Here is a 16,495-nt window from a genome sequence, read left to right on the forward strand (position 1 = left end):
CCTCCGAAAGATCAGCGTGCACTCTATCGCGCCGCTCGAGGAGTGTCAGCCGTCCACGGCGGAAATTTGTGCATCCCTCGCACTGTATTTTGCTGCACCGTTGGTGAATTTTTGATCAAGCGCCGCGAAAGAGCGTCAGAAGCGGCTCGCCGTCATCTGTCAAAGGGTTATCCACAGGGACATTCAGCGCTTCTGTGAATGAATGATGGTGGGGATAAGTCGGTGAGGTGACAGTTAGCCGACGGCTGTCGGCGGTTGTTCCCGGAAAGGGCGGTCGCAATAGCAGGAGGCTATGGTTCACCCTGGGATTTTTCACTGCGTCTGCTATCGATTTGGAATATAATGGCGGTCGTTTATTCCAAATCATGCTGAGCCATCGAGCAGCCCAGGGTTGAAGTGGCGATGGATGCCTCCACCTGTCACCCTCCTGGGCCATGCCGCACTGGCCGCCCCAATCGTTTTCAAGGAGCCGTCCATGGTTCGTCATCTGGCTGTTTCTTTTGCCGCCGCAGGTGCCATCGGTCTCGCTGCCGGTGCCCACGCCGACACCCTGAAAGTCGGCATGTCCGGTGGTTACTTTCCCTTTACTTTCGTCGAGCAGGACACCCTCAAGGGTTTCGAGGTCGACGTGATGGAAGCGGTGGCCGAAGAGATGGGCACCGAGGTGGAGTTCGTCACCGCCAACTTCTCAGGGTTGTTCGGCATGCTCGAGTCCGGGCGCATCGACACCATTGCCAACCAGATCACCATCACCGAGGAGCGTGAGCAGAAGTACCTGTTCACCTCGCCCTATGTGTATGACGGTGCTCAGGTGGTGACCAAGGAAGGTAATGACGAGGTCTCCGGGGTCGAGGATCTGGCGGGCAAGACCGTGGCCGTCAACCTGGGCTCCAACTACGAGCAGTTGCTGCGCGAGCTGCCCTACGCCGACGAGATCGATATCCGCACCTATGAGAGCAACATCGAGCAGGACACCGCGCTGGGTCGTGTCGATGCCTTCGTCATGGATCGCGTCAGCGCCACCCAGGTGATCAAGGAAAAGCCGCTGCCGCTGGCGCTGGCCGGCAAGCCGTTCTCCGAGATTCGCAATGCGCTGCCGTTCCGCCAGGACGACCAGGAACTGCGCGATGAGGTCGACCAGGCGCTTGACACCCTGCGTGAAGACGGCACCTTGAGCGAGATATCCGAGCGCTGGTTCGATGCCGATATCACCACGCCCTGAGCGGTGATCGACTCTCCATGAGCATTCTCGACCTCGACTACATGGTTGGGCTGGTGCCCATCCTGCTCAGCTACCTGCCCCTGACCCTGGGGATGGCGCTGGCCGGGATGGCGCTGGCTCTGGTGCTGGCCTGTGGCCTGGCGGTGATCCGGGTACTCAAGATCCCGGTTCTCAACGGCCTGACGCTGTGGTTCATCTCGTTCTTTCGCGGCACACCGCTGTTGGTGCAGCTGTTCCTGTTCTACTACGGGCTGCCCCAGGTGCTGTCGTTTCTGACCACCATCGATGGCATCACCGCCACCATCATGGGGCTGACGCTGCACTTCTCGGCCTATATGGCGGAGTCGATCCGCGCCGCCATCGTCGGAGTGGATCGCAGCCAGACCGAGGCGGCGCTGTCCATTGGCATGACCAACGGCCAGTTGATGCGCCGAATCGTACTGCCCCAGGCCACTCGCATAGCGGTGCCGACGTTGATGAACTACTTCATCGACATGATCAAGGCCACCTCGCTGGCGTTCACCCTGGGCGTCACCGAGCTGATGGGGGCGACCCAGAAAGAGGCCGCCGGCAGCTTCCTGTACTTCGAGGCCTTCATCACCGTGGCGCTGATCTACTGGGCCATCGTCGAGGCGCTGGCCTGGCTGCAGCGGCGCCTGGAATCCCGACTCAACGAGGCCTATCGTCGATGATCAAGCTAGAGCGACTGACCAAGCGCTTCGGTGATACCACCGTGCTCGACGGTATCGATCTGGAGATCCAGCAGGGCGAGATCATCGTGGTGATCGGCCCCTCCGGGACCGGCAAGTCGACGTTGCTGCGCTGTCTCAACTTTCTGGAGCAGCCCGATGGTGGCCGATTGACCTTGGGTCCGCTGAATCTGGACCTGACCCAGGCCAGCAAGTCCGAGATCCTGGCTGCCCGTCGACACACGGCCTTCGTGTTCCAGAACTACGCGCTGTTTGCCAACAAGACGGCGCTTGAGAACATCGCCGAGGGTCTGATCGTGGTCAACCGCTGGCCCAGGGCCAAGGCCCACCAGCGGGCACGGGAGATCCTCGAGCGCATCGGCATGTCGGACAAGGCGGACGCCTATCCGGCGTCGCTGTCCGGGGGCCAGCAGCAGCGGGTGGGGATCGGCCGCGCCATGGCCGCCCAGGCCGAGGTGATCCTGTTCGACGAACCCACCTCATCGCTGGATCCCGAGTGGGTCGACGAGGTGCTGGCGTTGATGAAGCAGTTGGCGCGTGAACGCCAGACCATGCTGGTGGTCACCCACGAAATGGCCTTTGCCCGTGACGTGGCCGACCGGGTGGTGTTCATGGAGGGCGGGCGCATCGTCGAGCAGGGGCCTCCCTCGGAGCTGTTCCATGCACCGCAGGACCCGCGTACCCGAGACTTCCTGCGCAAGGTACTGCCCGCCGCCGAGCCCCTGTAGGCCGAATCGCTCATCCATCCGGCGAGATCCTCGTTCGAGAAAGTCTGCGCGTCGAGGCGTGCCCTTCGAGGTGCCGCATTTGCAGCGGTTTCTTGGGGGGCGCGTGTTGCTGCCGGGCTGGCCCTCGCTGGTCCGGCACGCGACAATGACGTGCACCAAGCCCATTTTCAAAGCGGAGGCATCATGCCCACCGAACCTTCTGTCCACGACGCCCTGGGCGCGGCCCTGCGCGAGCTCGAGGCGACCATGAAGGCCGCCAACATGTGGCGTATGGATAAGCCGGAGGCCGCCGCCTTCAACAGTCGGCAGCCGTTCTGCATCGATACCATGTCGCTGCCCCAGTGGCTGCGCTTCGTGTTTATCGCCAGGCTCGATACCCTGGTCGAACAGCGTGCGCCCCTGCCCGCCAGTTGCGATGTGGCCCCGGCGGTGGACGCCTACCTGATCCAGGAAGGCGCGCGCGCCCAGGACCGGATGCTGTTGCAGAAGGTTGTCGAGGATATCGACCGGCTGATCACCGAGAACTGAATCGCCGGTAACGGAAGAAGTCCCCAGCGAGGAGAAGGCGATGCCCTGGTACTTTGCCTATGGCAGCAACATGAACATTGAGCGTGTCGCCGCGCGCATCGGTGAGACCCGGCGTGTGCTGGCCGGCAGCCTGGAAGGCTACGCGCTGCGCTTCAACAAGGCCTCTCGGGTGCCGGGCATTGCCCACGCCAATGTGGTGCCGGCGCCAGGCGATCGGGTCGAGGGCGCGCTGTTCGAACTCCTCGAACCCGAGCAGATCCGGCAGATGGATCCCTTCGAAGGTTACCCGCACGAGTACGACCGTCATCGTCTGCCGGTGATCACCGAACAAGGGCCGATCGAGGCCTGGGTCTATATCGCCGGCGCCGAACGCCAGGGGGATGGCCTGCGGCCCGCCCGCGAGTACCTTGAGCACCTGCTGGCCGGTCGTGACTTCCTCAGCGAGGGCTACCACCAGGCGCTGGCGGCGGTAGAGGCCGTCGAGCACCTCGATGATGCCACTCTGGGGAGGTTGGGGCTGTCACGTTATCATCCCCGCTAAGGCTTGTACGAAAAGTGCCTGCGCTCGGTAATACGGCGTTAAAAATCGCGTCAAAATGCTCATTTACATCTCGTAAACTGCGCTTTCTTATCGATTTTTGCCTTGTCTAACCATCGTTCGCCGGCTTTTCGTACTAAGCCTAGGCCTCTGCTTGCCCTGTTACCGCAGCCCCTCCCTCGAGAATTGCAGTGGCAACTGCCACGCGAGCGACCACAGAAGCCATCTTGTGACGGTGACAGCACAGCGCCCGCTCCTGCCAGGCAGGAGCGGGCGCTGCGTGTTAGCGGTCGAGCCCTGGATCAGAAGCGGTAGCTGATACCGGCCATGATCACGTAGGGGTCCACCTCGATCTCGCCGATGTCATCGCCGTTGAGGTCGACGTCGCTGTCGATATCCAGATACCACACCGCCATGTTGGCCGCCCAGTGGTCGTCGATGACCAGGTCGAGGCCGGCCTGGCCGGCCCAGCCCCAGGACTCTTCCAGATCGAGATCGGCACCTTCCAGCGCGATATCCTCGTCGGAGAAGTGGGTGTAGTTGACCCCCAGGCCGACGTAGGGCTGCACCCGCGCCTCGGTGCCACCGAAGGGGTAGTACTGCACGGTCAGGGTCGGCGGCAGGTGCTCGACGCTGGCGCCGATATCGCCATCTGCAGTGCTAAGGTCGACGTCATGCTCGAAGGGCTCGGCGGCCAGCAGTTCGACGCCGAACTTGTCGTGGAAGCGGTAGCCCAGGGTGAAGGCGAAACCGTTGTCGTCATGGACGTCGGTATTCATGCTGCCGCCGGCCAGCGAGCCGTTGTCGGAGTCGGGCTTGACCTTGGCCACACCGATGCGGGTGTAGATGTCGCCCTTGCCGTAGGCGGCAAAGGCCTGGCTGCTGGCGAGGGCGCTGCCGGCGATGGCGGCGACCAGGGCGGTGGTGATCAGGGGATGGCGCATGGTGTTCTCCTTGCGTACTGGCAAAAGTGGGCGAGCCCGATTGCCAAGCAGTGTATGCCGCATCGAGAACGTGGTTATTGATCTACCTCAATACCTCCTTTGGTCGACAAAAATGAACCGGCAACGCACCAGAAAAGGCGCCTGGCAAAGCCAGACGCCTTCGATGCTGCGGTTGGAATGCGGCGCGATCGAGCTAACCGGTCAGCCGCTTATTTCAAGATCGCGCAGGCGTTTTGTCAATACAGCGCAAGCGCTTAGAAACGATAGGTGACGCCGGCACCGATGGTCATCGGATCGATCTCGGCCTCGCCGACATCGTGGCCGTCGACCTCGATATCGGAATCGACATCGGCGTAGCGGGCGTAGGTGCCGACCAGCAGGTTGTCGGTGACGCTGAGGTCGAGACCCACCTGGGCTGCGGCGCCGTAGGAGCTATCGAGGTCGGCGTTGAAGCTCTCGTCGGAGAAGTGGGTGTAGTTCATGCCCACGCCAACGTAGGGGTGGACGCGAGCGTTTTCCACGCCGCCCAGCGGGTAGTAGTTGAGCATCAGGTTGACCGGGGTACGGTCGACGCTGCCCACATTACCGCCGTTGACCGCGATATCGTGCTCCATGGCCTCGGAGCCGTTGAGCTCGACACCGAACTTGTCGTGGAACAGGTAGCCGGCGCCGTAGGCGAAGCTGTTCTCTTCGGAGACATCGAGATCCTGGTTGGCGATATCGCCGTTGTCCGAGGTGGGATCGGCTTTCTCGAAGCCACCGCGCACGTAGATGTCACCTGCCTGATAGGCCAGGGCAGACTGGGCGGCGAAGGTGGTGGTAGCGAGCAGGGCTGCGGTGCCCATCAGTCGAGTCATGTTCATGCGGGACCTCCTTGATGATCCGATGGCATCCTTCCCGAGGGAAGTAACCTTGTACGCTTCGCAGTTTACGAACAGTGTTTCTAAATGTCTTGTAGAAATATTTAATTGGCCAGATAGCAGTAACTAGCCAGAATTTATGGAACTAAATCGACTTGGGCGGGTAGGTAATGTAAATGCTGTACAATTTTTTTGCACATTGTGGCGTAGACATCGATGCGCGCTTGTGCACTGCATAAACGCTCGCCGTCCGGCGATAAATCGTCTTCACTGTGGGAGAAGACTCCGGAGGAGAGTGCGGGATGGTGGCCAGACGAAGGCGTGAGAGGTTGCTCGGCATGTCGACGCTGCCCTGGGGCGGGGCGGCACTGGTGCTCGCACTGACCGCTCTGTTGGCGGTGTGGCTGCTGCTGGAACCCTGGCTGATTCGTGATCTCCCGACGCCGGCGAGGCTGGCCATGGTAGTTCTGGGCGTGTGGGCGCTGGGCGGGGGGTTGTCCATGCCGCTGCACTTCTCAGCGGTACCCGGCTGGTGGCGTCTGGCGGGGGCCATGCCCTGGTATCCGCTGGCGCTGGTCAGCTTTATCGTGCTGCTGCTGTGTCGCTACGCCGGCCTGTTTTGAACGGGGCTGATGTGCACGGCTAAGGTGGGCAGGGCGGTTCGACCGTCAGTGAGCGTTGAGCGCCAGGTGCGTGCTGGATGTGTCCCGTAACGAAGAAGGCCGCCCGAGGGCGGCCTTCTTGCGTGGCAGACGATCACTGACGATCAGGCGTCTTCCAGGGTGTCGAACTGCTCGGTGATCTCCTTGCTCGGCTCGGCGGTCATCAAGCTCACCACCACGATGGCGATGTAGGCGAAGATCACGCCGGGCACGATCTCGTAAAGATCGAACAGCCCGCCGGACATCTCGGCCCAGGCCACCACGGTGATGCCACCGACCACGATACCGGCCAGCGCACCCCACTGGTTCATGCGACGCCAGTACAGCGACATGATCAGTGCAGGACCGAAGGCGGCGCCGAAACCGGCCCAGGCGTAGGACACCAGTCCCAGTACCGTGGAGTCCGGGTTCATCGCCAGCAGGTAGGCGATGACGGCGATGCCGATGACCGCAAAGCGGCCGACCCAGACCAGCTCGGACTGGCTGGCGTCGGGGCGGAACAGCGCCTTGTAGAAGTCATCGGTCAGGGCGGAGGAAGACACCAGCAGCTGGGAGTCGGCGGTGGACATGACCGCGGCCAGGATGGCGGCGAGCAGCACACCGGCGACCAGCGGATGGAAGATGGCGTTGACCATGACCATGAAGATGGTCTCGCCGTCACCCAGGTCGCGGGTCATGTAGACGAGGCCCAGCAGACCGACCGCCATGGCGCAGACCAGGCACAGGCCCGACCAGGTCACGGCGATGCGACGGGCGGCGGGGATGTCGGCTTCGGAGCGGATGGCCGCGAAACGCGCCAGGATGTGCGGCTGGCCGAAGTAGCCAAGGCCCCAGGCCAGCGAACTGATGATGCCGATGGCGGTCAGGGTTTCACCGGTGGACGCATCGACGAACCAGCTCAGCATGTCGGGGTTCTCGGCCAGGATCTGCTGGCCACTGCCGCTGAAGCCACCCAGTTCGGTCAGGGCGATGACCGGCACGACCAGCAGCGCCGCTGCCATCATCAGACCCTGGATCAGGTCAGTCCAGGAGACCGCCAGGAAGCCGCCAAAGAAGGTATAGGAGATGATGGCCAGCGTACCGACGGTCACCGCGATGGTGTAGTCGAAGCCGAATACCGTCTCGAACAGCTTGCCGCCGGCAACCAGGCCGGAGCTGGTGTAGAACAGGAAGAACAAGAGGATGAAGACCGCCGAGATCACCCGCAACAGCGGTGCCTTCTCGCGAAAGCGCTTGGCGAAGAAGTCCGGCAGGGTCAGGGCGTCATTGGCCTTGAAGGTGTAGACGCGCATGCGCCGGGCGACAATCAGCCAGTTGAGCCAGGTGCCGATCAACAGGCCCACGGCGATCCAGGAGGCCGACAGACCGCTGACGTAGGCCGCACCGGGCAGACCCAGCAGCAGCCAGCCCGACATGTCCGAGGCGCCGGCAGATATCGCCGACGTCCAGGGGCCAAGCGAGCGGCCACCAAGGATATAGTCGGACAGATTGGTGGTGCGCTTGTAAGCAATGATACCGATGACCAGCATCAATATCAGATACAGCGCGAACGTGATGCCAATGGTGGCGTTGTTTTCGACCATGGGAGCGTTCCTTGTGGTTTTTGTCGTGGGTGGTTGGCGTTCTCAAGTCACCGGCCCTGTGTCGAGCGCGATGATCTCCCCGTGTGGGCGCGGTCGTCACGCGCGTCCCTGCGATCCGGCGCTCCCCTCGGGGTAGTGGGTGAGCGCCGGTTGCCGACGGTGCGCCGACCGTCGGGTGAGTGCGTTGGACCAGCAGGCCAGGGCCTGACTTACTCGTCCCCTAGCGCCAGCAGCGAGGCGTTGCCGCCGAGTGCCGCCGTGTTGTTGGTCACCGTTTTCTCGGTGGCGAAACGCAACAGGTAGTTGGGGCCGCCGGCCTTGGGACCGGTGCCGGAGAGCCCCTGACCGCCGAAGGGTTGAACGCCTACGACAGCACCAATGATATTGCGGTTGATGTAGACGTTGCCAACGCGCACTTTCCGCGCTATTTCATCGGCAAAGGATTCGTTGCGGCTGTGCACGCCGAAGGTCAGGCCATAACCACGCGCGTTGATCGAGGCGATCACCTTGTCGAGCTCGCTGGACTTCCAGCGCACCACGTGCAGCACCGGGCCGAACTGTTCACGCTCGAGCGCATCGATACCATCGATGGTGAAGGCCGCCGGGGCGACAAAGGTGCCTTCACTGGTGTGCTCGGGCTTCAGCGGCGTTTCGCTGATCAGACGTCCTTCACCCTTCAGCCGATCGATATGCGCCTGCAGGTTCTTGCGCGCGTCCTCGTCGATCACCGGGCCTACGTCGGTGCCGAGGTCGCGTGGGTCACCCACGTGGAGTTCGGCCATGGCGCCGTCGAGGATCTGTAGCACACGGTCGGCGACGTCGTCCTGCAGGTAGAGCACCCGCAAGGCCGAGCAGCGCTGTCCGGCGCTCTGGAAGGCCGAGTGGATTACGTCGGCGACGACCTGCTCGGGCAGGGCGGTGGAGTCGACGATCATCGCGTTCATGCCGCCGGTCTCGGCCACCAGTGTCGGCAGCGGCGCATTCTCACGCTCGGCCAGGGCGCGGTTGATGATCTGGGCGGTATCGGTACCGCCGGTGAAGACCACCCCGGTGATCCGCGAATCGCCGGTCAGCACGCTGCCCACGGTGGGGCCATCGCCGGGCAGCAACTGCACCACTTCACGCGGCATGCCGGCCTGGTACAGCAGCTCGACCACCCGGTGGGCAACGATCGACGTCTGCTCGGCGGGCTTGGCCAGCACGGTATTGCCGGCCACCGCGGTGGCGACCATCTGGCCGCAGAAGATTGCCACCGGGAAGTTCCACGGGCTGATCGCGGCGAACACCCCCTTGCCGCCCATGTGCAGACGATTGGACTCGCCGGTGGGGCCGGGCAGCTCGGTGGGCTCACCGAAGATCTCCTCGGCGCGCACCGCATAGTAGCGACAGAAGTCCACCGCTTCGCGGATCTCGTCGACGCCGTCGGTCAACAGCTTGCCACCTTCACGCGAGCACAGCGCCATCAGCTCCGCCAGGTGCTCTTCCATCAGGTCGGCGAAGCGCCTCAGGATGTCGGCGCGCTCCTTGACCGGGGTGACCTCCCATGCCGGGAAGGCAGCCCAGGCCGCGTCCACCGCCCGCTCGGTCTGTTCGCGGGTGGTCCACTGCACGCTACCGACCACCTGGCGACGGTCGTAAGGACTGGTGACTTCGTGGGTCTGGGCGGGGTCCTCGGCGACCTCGAAGGCCAGCAGCGGACGCGCCTGGTAGCGGGTATCCATGTGCTTGCCCATGGCCTCCATCAGCGGCTGGTACTGGCTGTTGATGGTCAGGTTGACGCCGCGGGAGTTGGGGCGGTGCTCGCCATAGATGTCGCGAGGCAGCGGAATCTGGGGATTGGACAGGCTGTCGAACTGTCGCAGTGTCTCGATGGGATGGACGCACAGCGACTCCACCGGCACCTTGGGGTCCACCAGCTGATGCACGAAGGAGGAGTTGGCACCGTTCTCGAGCAGTCGGCGAACCAGGTAGGGCAGCAGGTCCTTGTGGGCGCCCACTGGGGCGTAGATACGGCAGTAGGTGCCTTCAGGTGCACGCTTTAGCGCGGCATCGTAGAGTGCCTCGCCCATGCCGTGCAGGCGCTGGAACTCGAAGGCTCGGCTGGTGTGGTTGGCCTGCTCGAGGATGGTGGTGATGGTATGGGCGTTATGGGTGGCGAACTGCGGGAAGATGCGACCCTTGGTGGCATCGGACAGCAGGAAGCGCGCGCAGGCCAGGTAGGCCACATCGGTGGATGCCTTGCGGGTGAACACCGGATAGCCGTCGACGCCGAGCTGCTGGGACTCCTTGATCTCGGTGTCCCAGTAGGCGCCCTTGACCAGACGCAACGGGATCTCGTCACCCTGGAAGTCGGCCAGACGGTTGAGGTAGTGCAGCACCGGCAGGGCGCGCTTGGAGTAGGCCTGCACCACCAGACCGAAGTGGCCCCAGCCGCGGCAGATGTCGCTCTCGTAGACGGCGCGGAAGACCTCCAGCGACAACTCCAGGCGGTCGACCTCCTCGGCGTCGATGGTCACCGCCACGTCATTGTCCCGGGCCAGCTTGGCCAGCTCCTTGACGCTGCCCACCAGCTCCTCGAGGACCTGTTCGCGGCGGCCGAACTCGTAGCGCGGGTGCAGCGCGGACAGCTTGATCGAGATCGACGGTGCCGGCGTCCTGTCACCCAGGTTGCGGCTGGTCTTGCCGACCTGGCGGATGGCGGTGGCGTAGTCGTCGAAGTAGCGGCCGGCATCACGCCGGGTACGGGCGGCCTCGCCCAGCATGTCGTAGGAGTAGGTATAGCCCTTGTCGAACAGCGGCTTGGAGCGCTTGAGCGCTTCGTCTATATCACGCCCCAGCACGAACTGCTTGCCCATCACCTTCATGGCTTCGACCATGGCCCGGCGAATGACCGGCTCGCCCATGCGGTTGACCATCTTGTTGATGAAACCGCTGGGCTTGCCATCCTTGGGCTTGTCCAGGCTCACCACCCGGCCGGTCATCAGAAGGCCCCAGGTGGAGGCGTTGACCATCCAGGACTCGCTCTTGCCGAGGTGGGCCTTCCAGTCGGCCGGGCCCAGTCGATCTTCGATCAGTGCATCGGCGGTGGCCTTGTCGGGGATGCGCAGCATCGCCTCGGCCAGACACATCAGCATCAAGCCTTCGTGGGTATCCAGGCTGTACTGCTGCAGCAGCTCGTCGATGGTATCGACGGCGGTGTCCATCTCGCGCACCTCGCGCACGAGAGAAGCCGTCTCGTCGGCGACGCGCTCGATGTGCTCGTCCTTGCCATCGATCAGCTTGATCAATTCACTTACGAAGGCGTTTTCTTCGACCACGTAGTGATCGCTGATGCGCGCAAAGAGTGTATCCAGATCCTGCTGCCAGGTGGAGTTGTCGAGCATATTGTTGGCGTTGAGCATGTCAGTCCCCAAATGGTGAACCGCCGCGGGCGGAGAAAGGGCTTGCCGCAAAGTCGATCGCGGACGTGCAGTCACGCAATCCGGGCATGTTGGCAAGCCTAGGTTGCATGCCTCTTCCATGCTTGCCAAATGCACCGAAGGATTTGGCAAATCCACGGGCGTTATCGACTAACCCTAGCTTTAATGTGCCGATTTGGCAGTCAGATGGTGGAGATTCGGTGACGAAATCTCGCTGACATGACGACGGGTCTGGCTGGGGGGATGGCCATAGTGCTTGCGGTAGGCGCGGGACAGGGCGCTCTGGTGGGCGAAGCCGGTGAGGGCGGCGATTTCCGACAACGGCAGGCGACTGCGCATCAGCAGCTGACGTGACGCCTCCAGGCGTCGACGCATCACGTACTGCCAGGGGGACAGGCCCGTCTGGGCGCGGAAGCGTTCGGTAAAGTGGGTTTCGCTGAGGCAGGCGAAGGCCGCCAGATCGGCGACCTTGAAGCGACGCGCCAGGTGATCGTCGATGTAGCGATCGAGCGCGCGCAGGTCGATGCGCCGGTGGTGCATCGCGCCGGTTTCATCGCCGGCCAGACGCGCATGCAGCGAGCCCAGCAAGGTGGTCGCCAGGCGCTCCTGATGCAGGGCAGGGACGGGGCCCTCGAGCGCCAACTGGTTCATTTCGGCCACCACGAAACCCAGGAACTGTTTCAGAGGTGCGTCCAGGGTGAAGAAACGTGGCGCGTCGAACAGCCTGGCCAGTTCATGATGATGGCCGGTGAGCGCCAGGGCGTCATCGGGAAGGTCGAGGATCAGTTGGCGGTTGTTGCCGGTGCCGGCGTAGTAGTGGAGGTGGTTGGCGGGCACGATGCAGCCGCAGAATGCCTCGATGGTGCCGCCAAGGCCTTCGATGTCGAAGTCGGCGCGCCCGGCCAGGGCGATCACGATCTGATGGTAGTCGTGGGAGTGATGCCGGGTCGCGGTGTCCAGAGGGATCTGCCTGATGGCGCTGCTCATCGGGGGGCTCCCGCAGGCGGTAACGAGGACGTCATCATACCCGATGGGTACAGGATTCTCACTGACTGTCAGTCCCCCTGGGCTGCTCCCTGAGGCGGATACGAGCGGCCAGGTGGTCGCGTAGTGCACGCAGGTCCTCCTGTCCGGCGCTGTCCAGCAGGGCCTTGCCTCGGGTCACCCGGCCAAAGCGCCCGTGTTCATCGACCAGGCTGCGAGCGCGGCGTCGGACGCCGTCCAGGTACTCGTCGTGGCGAATCGGATAAAGGATGACGGCATTCCATTCATCTTCGCCAACTGTGCTGTCGAGAGCACGGTCGAACAGGTCAAGCAGGTGCTGTGGCTCGGTGCGGTATCGTGGCGTGCCGGACAGCATCAACACCGCGAGCACCGCGACGAAGACGACCAGACAGACGACGAACACGAGCAGAAACAAGGACAAGGTCATGGCACGGTAGATCGCTTGAAACGGGAAAGGACGGCTGATCGCAAGGCTCTCACATCCAGCCGCACATGTCGCGGGTCCCGATCTGCGTTGACGCTGGTGTGGTGGCAGGGGCGTTCATTGCATATTGTTACATTATGGATGGATGAGAGGCCGCACGACCTCGAGATCGTCGTCGGGGTGACGGCCTGTCCGGCCATCCGCCGCGACACCAGCTCTGACCCCCGTTCTGAACAGACAGGAATGCAGAGAGGAATGCCGAAAGTAGAGGGACACCGGGCAACAGCATGGCGTGCCGGCCAGTATCGCACCATCGCCGGCCATGATCGTCAGATAGTGTTCCGCCCTTGTATTTCCGGAACCGTGTAAACGAGGAGATGTGATGGCTCTGTTGGTCTCCCTGCTGCTGGCTGTCGCGCTGGGGTGGCTCGCCCAGCGTACCGGTCTTTGCATGGTGCGTGCGGTTCAGGGGATACGCATGTGGCGGCCGGGTCTGTTGCTGACCATCGTCGGCTGCGGCGTCTGGTTCTGGCTTGCCAGCCCCCTGTTCATCCATTTCCCTCTTGGCGAGGTGCTCAGACGTCACGCGATCGGGTGGCCCTTCGCCGTCGGTGGGCTGCTGTTTGGCCTGGCCGCGGCGGTCAATCATGGCTGTTCGATCTCGACCCTTTCCGCCCTGGCGCGGGGGCAGTGGCACATGCTCGCCACCATTCTGGGCTGGGTTCTGGGGTGGTGGATGCTGTACCTGGGCGCCCCTGATATCTCCTACACCCGTCTGACGACGACCTTCACGCCGGCCTGGTGGCTGGTACTGAGTATCGTCGCAGTCTCGCTGCTGGCGATCTGGCGGCTGTCGCCGGCTCACCGCCGTATCTACGCGGGTGTCATGGTGTTCGGCGCGGTAGGCGGTCTGTTGGGCGTGCTGGAACCACTGTGGTCACCGAGTCAGTTGATTCGAGACGTCACCGAGCGGCCGCTGGCGATGGACATGGCCGTCGCCTGGCCTAGCCTCGGACGCGTCCTGATCAGCGTCGCGATCCTGGCGGGAATGCTGGTGGCGGCGCGAGCCCACTTCCGACCGGGCGAGTATCAGGGGTCCCTGTGGCGCTGGGTGAAGCATCTGCTGGCCGGAATCGTGATGGGCATCGGCGCCTCGCTTGCGCTGGGTGGCAACGATCTGCAGTTATTGATCGCGCTGCCGGCCGGCTCGCCGGGAGCGGTCGTCGCCCTGATCTGCATGATTGCCGGCATCTGGATCGGGCTCGCCATCGAGGAACGTTGGGAGCGACGCCAAGACCAAGACTAGGCGAGGCCAATGGCGGTCGTCAGACTGGCGGCGCGACCAGCGCTTGACGCTCTGCGGCTGGCACTGTCCCTCGAATGTCAGCCGTACAAGGTTCAGCTGGCCGACGGCAGCAGCACCTTGAGCGCGGCGATGCGAGCGTTGAGCACCTCGATGGCGACCTCGAGAGCCTCGCGTTTACGCGTTATCTGGCCGATATCACCTTCGTCGAAGGCCTCGTTCAACTCCTGCTGGCGCTGTTCCACCATCTGCTGACCCTCACGTACGCGTGACTCGGCCTGGCTGAGCACGTCTTCGCTGGTGCAGCCGCTTCGGACACCATCCAGGGCGAGTTCCAGTTCATTCACCCGTGCGGTGTCCTCGGCATGACGAGCGAAGGCGAGGTCATGCTCGAGTGCCTGCGCGCGCTGATCGCAGCTATCCCTCGAACCATCGGCCATGGCAAGTGTGCTCAGCAGCAGCCAGACAGGCGTCAGCAGCAGGGTGTGGCGATAAAAAGGCATACGGCGTCCCCACGACTTTATGATTGTGGCGCCAGCCTAGCGTGCGAAAACCGAGCTTGAACAGGGGCCCATCGAAGGGGGGGCGTAGTCTTTAAGTATGAGGCCGATTCAGCGGTAGCGGCATGAATGGCGACATGCCGGGGCTCGCAGTACCCGGGGCGCTGAACAGGCAAGGCCAAAGCACGAGACAGTGCTCGAAAACGACGCTTGATCGCAGGATGAGGGATAGGTCAGGGGAGCGCGCAGCGGGAAGGGAGCGCTGTGAAAGCCAGAGCGAAGCGAACTAAAGGGCGCAGCGAAATAAGGGGCGTAGCGGGTCAGCTTGCTAAGCAAGGATGCAAGAGCACTGTGACCGAGAAAGGGGAGGCCCTGGAGCGGGTGAAGGGAATCGAACCCTCGTCTTAAGCTTGGGAAGCTTCTGCTCTACCATTGAGCTACACCCGCAAGGCGTTTTTGATAGTAATCTCCGTTGGTTACGCCTTGCAAGCAAAAGGCTCGCGCGGCGTGATTTTCGTCAACCGGACGAGCCCGGAGCCACGCCGCAGTCATGTGGCTTGTAGTGGCGACAATGACTGCGGTGCGGTATTGGTGCCTATCACACGCCACGATCAGAGCTTGCGAATCGCCGCCGAGACGTTGTGGGCGCCGTCCAGGATCTCGCGTATCACCAGTTGCGCCTCGCCGACCCGTTGCTGGCTGAGGTCACTGCGGGTGGCCACCTCGGTGATCTTCTGGTTGGCCAGTCGAATGCGTTGGTTGTTGTCGTTGAGCACCTGGGTGATCTGCTCGGCGGCGCGGGTGGAGCCCTGGGACAGTTCGCGAACCTCCTGGGCCACCACCGCAAATCCGCGGCCATGCTCGCCAGCGCGCGCCGCTTCGACCGCCGCATTCAGCGCCAGCAGGTTGGTCTGCTGGGCGATCCGCGAGATGGAGTCGGTGATGTTGTTGATTGCTTGCGTCTGCTCCTCCAGGGCGGCCACGATGGCTTGGGTCGCCTTGATCTCGTCGGCGGCCTGGCGCGACGACTCGACAGCCTCTTCGAGCTGGACCAGACCATTGTCGGCGATGGTCTCGGTCTGCTCCGCGGTGACTCGGGCGGACTCCACGGCACTGCGAGCGGCATCTTCGGCCTCGACAGAGCGGGTGATGTCGGTGGCGAACTTGACGACGCGTGTCACCCGGCCGGTTTCGTCGATCACCGGGTTATAGGTGGCCTCGAGCCAGACGGTGCGCCCACTGGCGGTTATGCGTCTGAAGCGTCCCTGCTTGAAGGTGTTGGCGGCCAGTTCCTGCCAGAAGTCGGGGTGATCTCGATAGAAGGTATCGTCGCAGAACATCCTGTGATGCCGTCCAAGGATGTCGTCGAGACGATAGCCCATGGTGGTCAGGAAGTTGCCGTTGGCACGCAGTATTTCGCCTTCCGGTGTGAATTCGATCACCGCCATGGACGCGTCGAGGGCGCTGAGCACAGCATCCTGACCGGACGCCGCAAGGCGATCGTCGGTGACGTCATTGGCAATCTTTAGAATGTTGTGAATCTTGCCTCGAGCGGAGCGCACAGGAAGGTAGGTCGCCTCCAGCCATAACGGATTGCCATTGGCGTCGATGCGGCGAAAGGTGCCGGTTTTCGACTGGCCGTCCGCCAGCCCCCGCCAGAATGCCTCGTAGGCGGGGTCCTGATGCACCTCTGGCGGGCAGAACATGCGGTGGTGCTGGTCGCGAATCTGATCGAGCCGATAGCCGACGGCGGCCAGAAAGGTATCGCTGGCTTCGCGGATGGTGCCGTCTGGACGAAAGACTATGCAGGCGGTGTGGCTATTCAGTGCGCGATACAGGGCGCTTATTCTTCTGGCCGATACCATCAAGTTACCTCGGGAGTGGAAGGTGCTGGGAGCAAGGTCGAAGCAGGTTCTTGTTTTTTCTTTTTAAAATGCCTTTTCCATCCTGGAGCCGGCACTGGAGCCGAACGAGTATCGGCCGATATCGCTCGAGCTTTAGTATCTTGCGGGCATAAATGAGGGAGAGCGCCTGGCCGCGCAGGAAAAGCCTGCGGGTCAAACGATGGA

15 protein-coding genes and 1 tRNA gene are annotated in these 16,495 nt (G+C 63.0%); 7 read left to right on the top strand and 9 right to left on the bottom strand.

All coding sequences use genetic code 11. The features are described from left to right. The first annotated feature begins 475 nt into the window (after positions 1 to 475). The 5 genes from KUW00_RS09755 (at position 476) to KUW00_RS09775 (ending at position 3,729) form a co-directional block, all read left to right on the top strand. Entirely contained in the window at positions 476 to 1,222 is a 747-nt protein-coding gene (locus KUW00_RS09755; RefSeq protein ID WP_222568935.1) for an amino acid ABC transporter substrate-binding protein, read from the top strand. 17 nt (positions 1,223 to 1,239) lie between these two features. Next, positions 1,240 to 1,914: an amino acid ABC transporter permease gene (locus KUW00_RS09760; protein WP_045995127.1), complete on the top strand. Its 675-nt coding sequence runs from the start codon at positions 1,240 to 1,242 to the stop codon at positions 1,912 to 1,914. Continuing rightward, positions 1,911 to 2,660: an amino acid ABC transporter ATP-binding protein gene (locus tag KUW00_RS09765; RefSeq protein WP_108450180.1), complete on the top strand. Its 750-nt coding sequence runs from the start codon at positions 1,911 to 1,913 to the stop codon at positions 2,658 to 2,660. The genes KUW00_RS09760 and KUW00_RS09765 overlap by 4 nt, the downstream gene beginning before the upstream one ends. A 183-nt stretch (positions 2,661 to 2,843) precedes the next feature. Continuing rightward, on the top strand, positions 2,844 to 3,188 hold the full coding sequence (locus tag KUW00_RS09770) for a YqcC family protein (RefSeq protein ID WP_108133007.1): 345 nt from the start codon (positions 2,844 to 2,846) through the stop codon (positions 3,186 to 3,188). Positions 3,189 to 3,228: 40 nt separating this feature from the next. Next, entirely contained in the window at positions 3,229 to 3,729 is a 501-nt protein-coding gene (locus KUW00_RS09775) for a gamma-glutamylcyclotransferase family protein (protein ID WP_222568936.1), read from the top strand. Positions 3,730 to 4,028: 299 nt separating this feature from the next. On the opposite strand, the gene KUW00_RS09780 is transcribed toward KUW00_RS09775, so the two are convergent. Together KUW00_RS09780 and KUW00_RS09785 are read right to left on the bottom strand one after the other, a co-directional pair. After that, the gene (locus KUW00_RS09780) at positions 4,029 to 4,670 is read right to left on the bottom strand and encodes an OmpW/AlkL family protein (protein ID WP_222568937.1); all 642 of its coding nucleotides are present in this window, start codon (positions 4,668 to 4,670) and stop codon (positions 4,029 to 4,031) included. A gap of 254 nt (positions 4,671 to 4,924) precedes the next feature. Beyond that, positions 4,925 to 5,533: an OmpW/AlkL family protein gene (locus KUW00_RS09785; RefSeq protein WP_222568938.1), complete on the bottom strand. Its 609-nt coding sequence runs from the start codon at positions 5,531 to 5,533 to the stop codon at positions 4,925 to 4,927. Positions 5,534 to 5,832: 299 nt separating this feature from the next. Here KUW00_RS09785 and KUW00_RS09790 point away from each other — a divergent pair, with 299 nt between their 5' ends. Continuing rightward, positions 5,833 to 6,153 (top strand): hypothetical protein, encoded by a 321-nt coding sequence (locus tag KUW00_RS09790; protein WP_108450176.1) that lies wholly within the window; start codon positions 5,833 to 5,835, stop codon positions 6,151 to 6,153. 143 nt (positions 6,154 to 6,296) lie between these two features. Here KUW00_RS09790 and putP read toward each other — a convergent pair whose 3' ends face one another. The 4 genes from putP to KUW00_RS09810 form a co-directional block, all read right to left on the bottom strand. Continuing rightward, entirely contained in the window at positions 6,297 to 7,775 is a 1,479-nt protein-coding gene (gene putP / locus KUW00_RS09795; RefSeq protein ID WP_045994400.1) for a sodium/proline symporter PutP, read from the bottom strand. Between the two features lie 209 nt (positions 7,776 to 7,984). After that, entirely contained in the window at positions 7,985 to 11,176 is a 3,192-nt protein-coding gene (gene putA, locus KUW00_RS09800; RefSeq protein ID WP_222568939.1) for a bifunctional proline dehydrogenase/L-glutamate gamma-semialdehyde dehydrogenase PutA, read from the bottom strand. A 180-nt stretch (positions 11,177 to 11,356) separates the two neighbouring features. After that, positions 11,357 to 12,181, bottom strand: coding sequence for an AraC family transcriptional regulator (locus tag KUW00_RS09805; protein WP_124803941.1), 825 nt, complete (start codon positions 12,179 to 12,181; stop codon positions 11,357 to 11,359). 58 nt (positions 12,182 to 12,239) lie between these two features. After that, a complete protein-coding gene (locus tag KUW00_RS09810; protein ID WP_222568975.1) occupies positions 12,240 to 12,620 on the bottom strand; it encodes a hypothetical protein in 381 nt (126 codons plus the stop codon). A gap of 385 nt (positions 12,621 to 13,005) precedes the next feature. On the opposite strand from KUW00_RS09810, the gene KUW00_RS09815 reads away from it, so the two are divergent. After that, the gene (locus KUW00_RS09815; RefSeq protein WP_052704487.1) at positions 13,006 to 13,929 is read left to right on the top strand and encodes a YeeE/YedE thiosulfate transporter family protein; all 924 of its coding nucleotides are present in this window, start codon (positions 13,006 to 13,008) and stop codon (positions 13,927 to 13,929) included. A gap of 92 nt (positions 13,930 to 14,021) precedes the next feature. On the opposite strand, the gene KUW00_RS09820 is transcribed toward KUW00_RS09815, so the two are convergent. From KUW00_RS09820 to KUW00_RS09830, 3 genes are all read right to left on the bottom strand, one after another. Beyond that, entirely contained in the window at positions 14,022 to 14,429 is a 408-nt protein-coding gene (locus KUW00_RS09820; RefSeq protein ID WP_045994404.1) for a DUF1090 domain-containing protein, read from the bottom strand. Positions 14,430 to 14,799: 370 nt separating this feature from the next. Continuing rightward, positions 14,800 to 14,873 (bottom strand) — tRNA-Gly (locus KUW00_RS09825). A gap of 164 nt (positions 14,874 to 15,037) precedes the next feature. After that, complete coding sequence (locus KUW00_RS09830) at positions 15,038 to 16,291, bottom strand: methyl-accepting chemotaxis protein (RefSeq protein ID WP_222568940.1); 1,254 nt, start codon at positions 16,289 to 16,291, stop codon at positions 15,038 to 15,040. Positions 16,292 to 16,495: the final 204 nt, after the last annotated feature.

The organism is Halomonas sp. DP5N14-9, assembly GCF_019802175.1.
In the GTDB taxonomy this organism is placed as follows: domain Bacteria; phylum Pseudomonadota; class Gammaproteobacteria; order Pseudomonadales; family Halomonadaceae; genus Halomonas; species Halomonas litopenaei.

Excerpts from the sequence above, each read along its gene's own strand:
- KUW00_RS09830 (WP_222568940.1), bottom strand. The coding sequence starts at position 16,291 with ATGGTATCGGCCAGAAGAATAAGCGCCCTGTATCGCGCACTGAATAGC.
- KUW00_RS09815 (WP_052704487.1), top strand. The coding sequence starts at position 13,006 with ATGGCTCTGTTGGTCTCCCTGCTGCTGGCTGTCGCGCTGGGGTGGCTC.
- KUW00_RS09790 (WP_108450176.1), top strand. The coding sequence starts at position 5,833 with ATGGTGGCCAGACGAAGGCGTGAGAGGTTGCTCGGCATGTCGACGCTG.
- KUW00_RS09785 (WP_222568938.1), bottom strand. The coding sequence starts at position 5,533 with ATGAACATGACTCGACTGATGGGCACCGCAGCCCTGCTCGCTACCACC.
- putP (WP_045994400.1), bottom strand. The coding sequence starts at position 7,775 with ATGGTCGAAAACAACGCCACCATTGGCATCACGTTCGCGCTGTATCTG.
- KUW00_RS09820 (WP_045994404.1), bottom strand. The coding sequence starts at position 14,429 with ATGCCTTTTTATCGCCACACCCTGCTGCTGACGCCTGTCTGGCTGCTG.
- KUW00_RS09780 (WP_222568937.1), bottom strand. The coding sequence starts at position 4,670 with ATGCGCCATCCCCTGATCACCACCGCCCTGGTCGCCGCCATCGCCGGC.
- KUW00_RS09805 (WP_124803941.1), bottom strand. The coding sequence starts at position 12,181 with ATGAGCAGCGCCATCAGGCAGATCCCTCTGGACACCGCGACCCGGCAT.
- KUW00_RS09765 (WP_108450180.1), top strand. The coding sequence starts at position 1,911 with ATGATCAAGCTAGAGCGACTGACCAAGCGCTTCGGTGATACCACCGTG.
- putA (WP_222568939.1), bottom strand. The coding sequence starts at position 11,176 with ATGCTCAACGCCAACAATATGCTCGACAACTCCACCTGGCAGCAGGAT.
- KUW00_RS09755 (WP_222568935.1), top strand. The coding sequence starts at position 476 with ATGGTTCGTCATCTGGCTGTTTCTTTTGCCGCCGCAGGTGCCATCGGT.
- KUW00_RS09775 (WP_222568936.1), top strand. The coding sequence starts at position 3,229 with ATGCCCTGGTACTTTGCCTATGGCAGCAACATGAACATTGAGCGTGTC.
- KUW00_RS09770 (WP_108133007.1), top strand. The coding sequence starts at position 2,844 with ATGCCCACCGAACCTTCTGTCCACGACGCCCTGGGCGCGGCCCTGCGC.
- KUW00_RS09760 (WP_045995127.1), top strand. The coding sequence starts at position 1,240 with ATGAGCATTCTCGACCTCGACTACATGGTTGGGCTGGTGCCCATCCTG.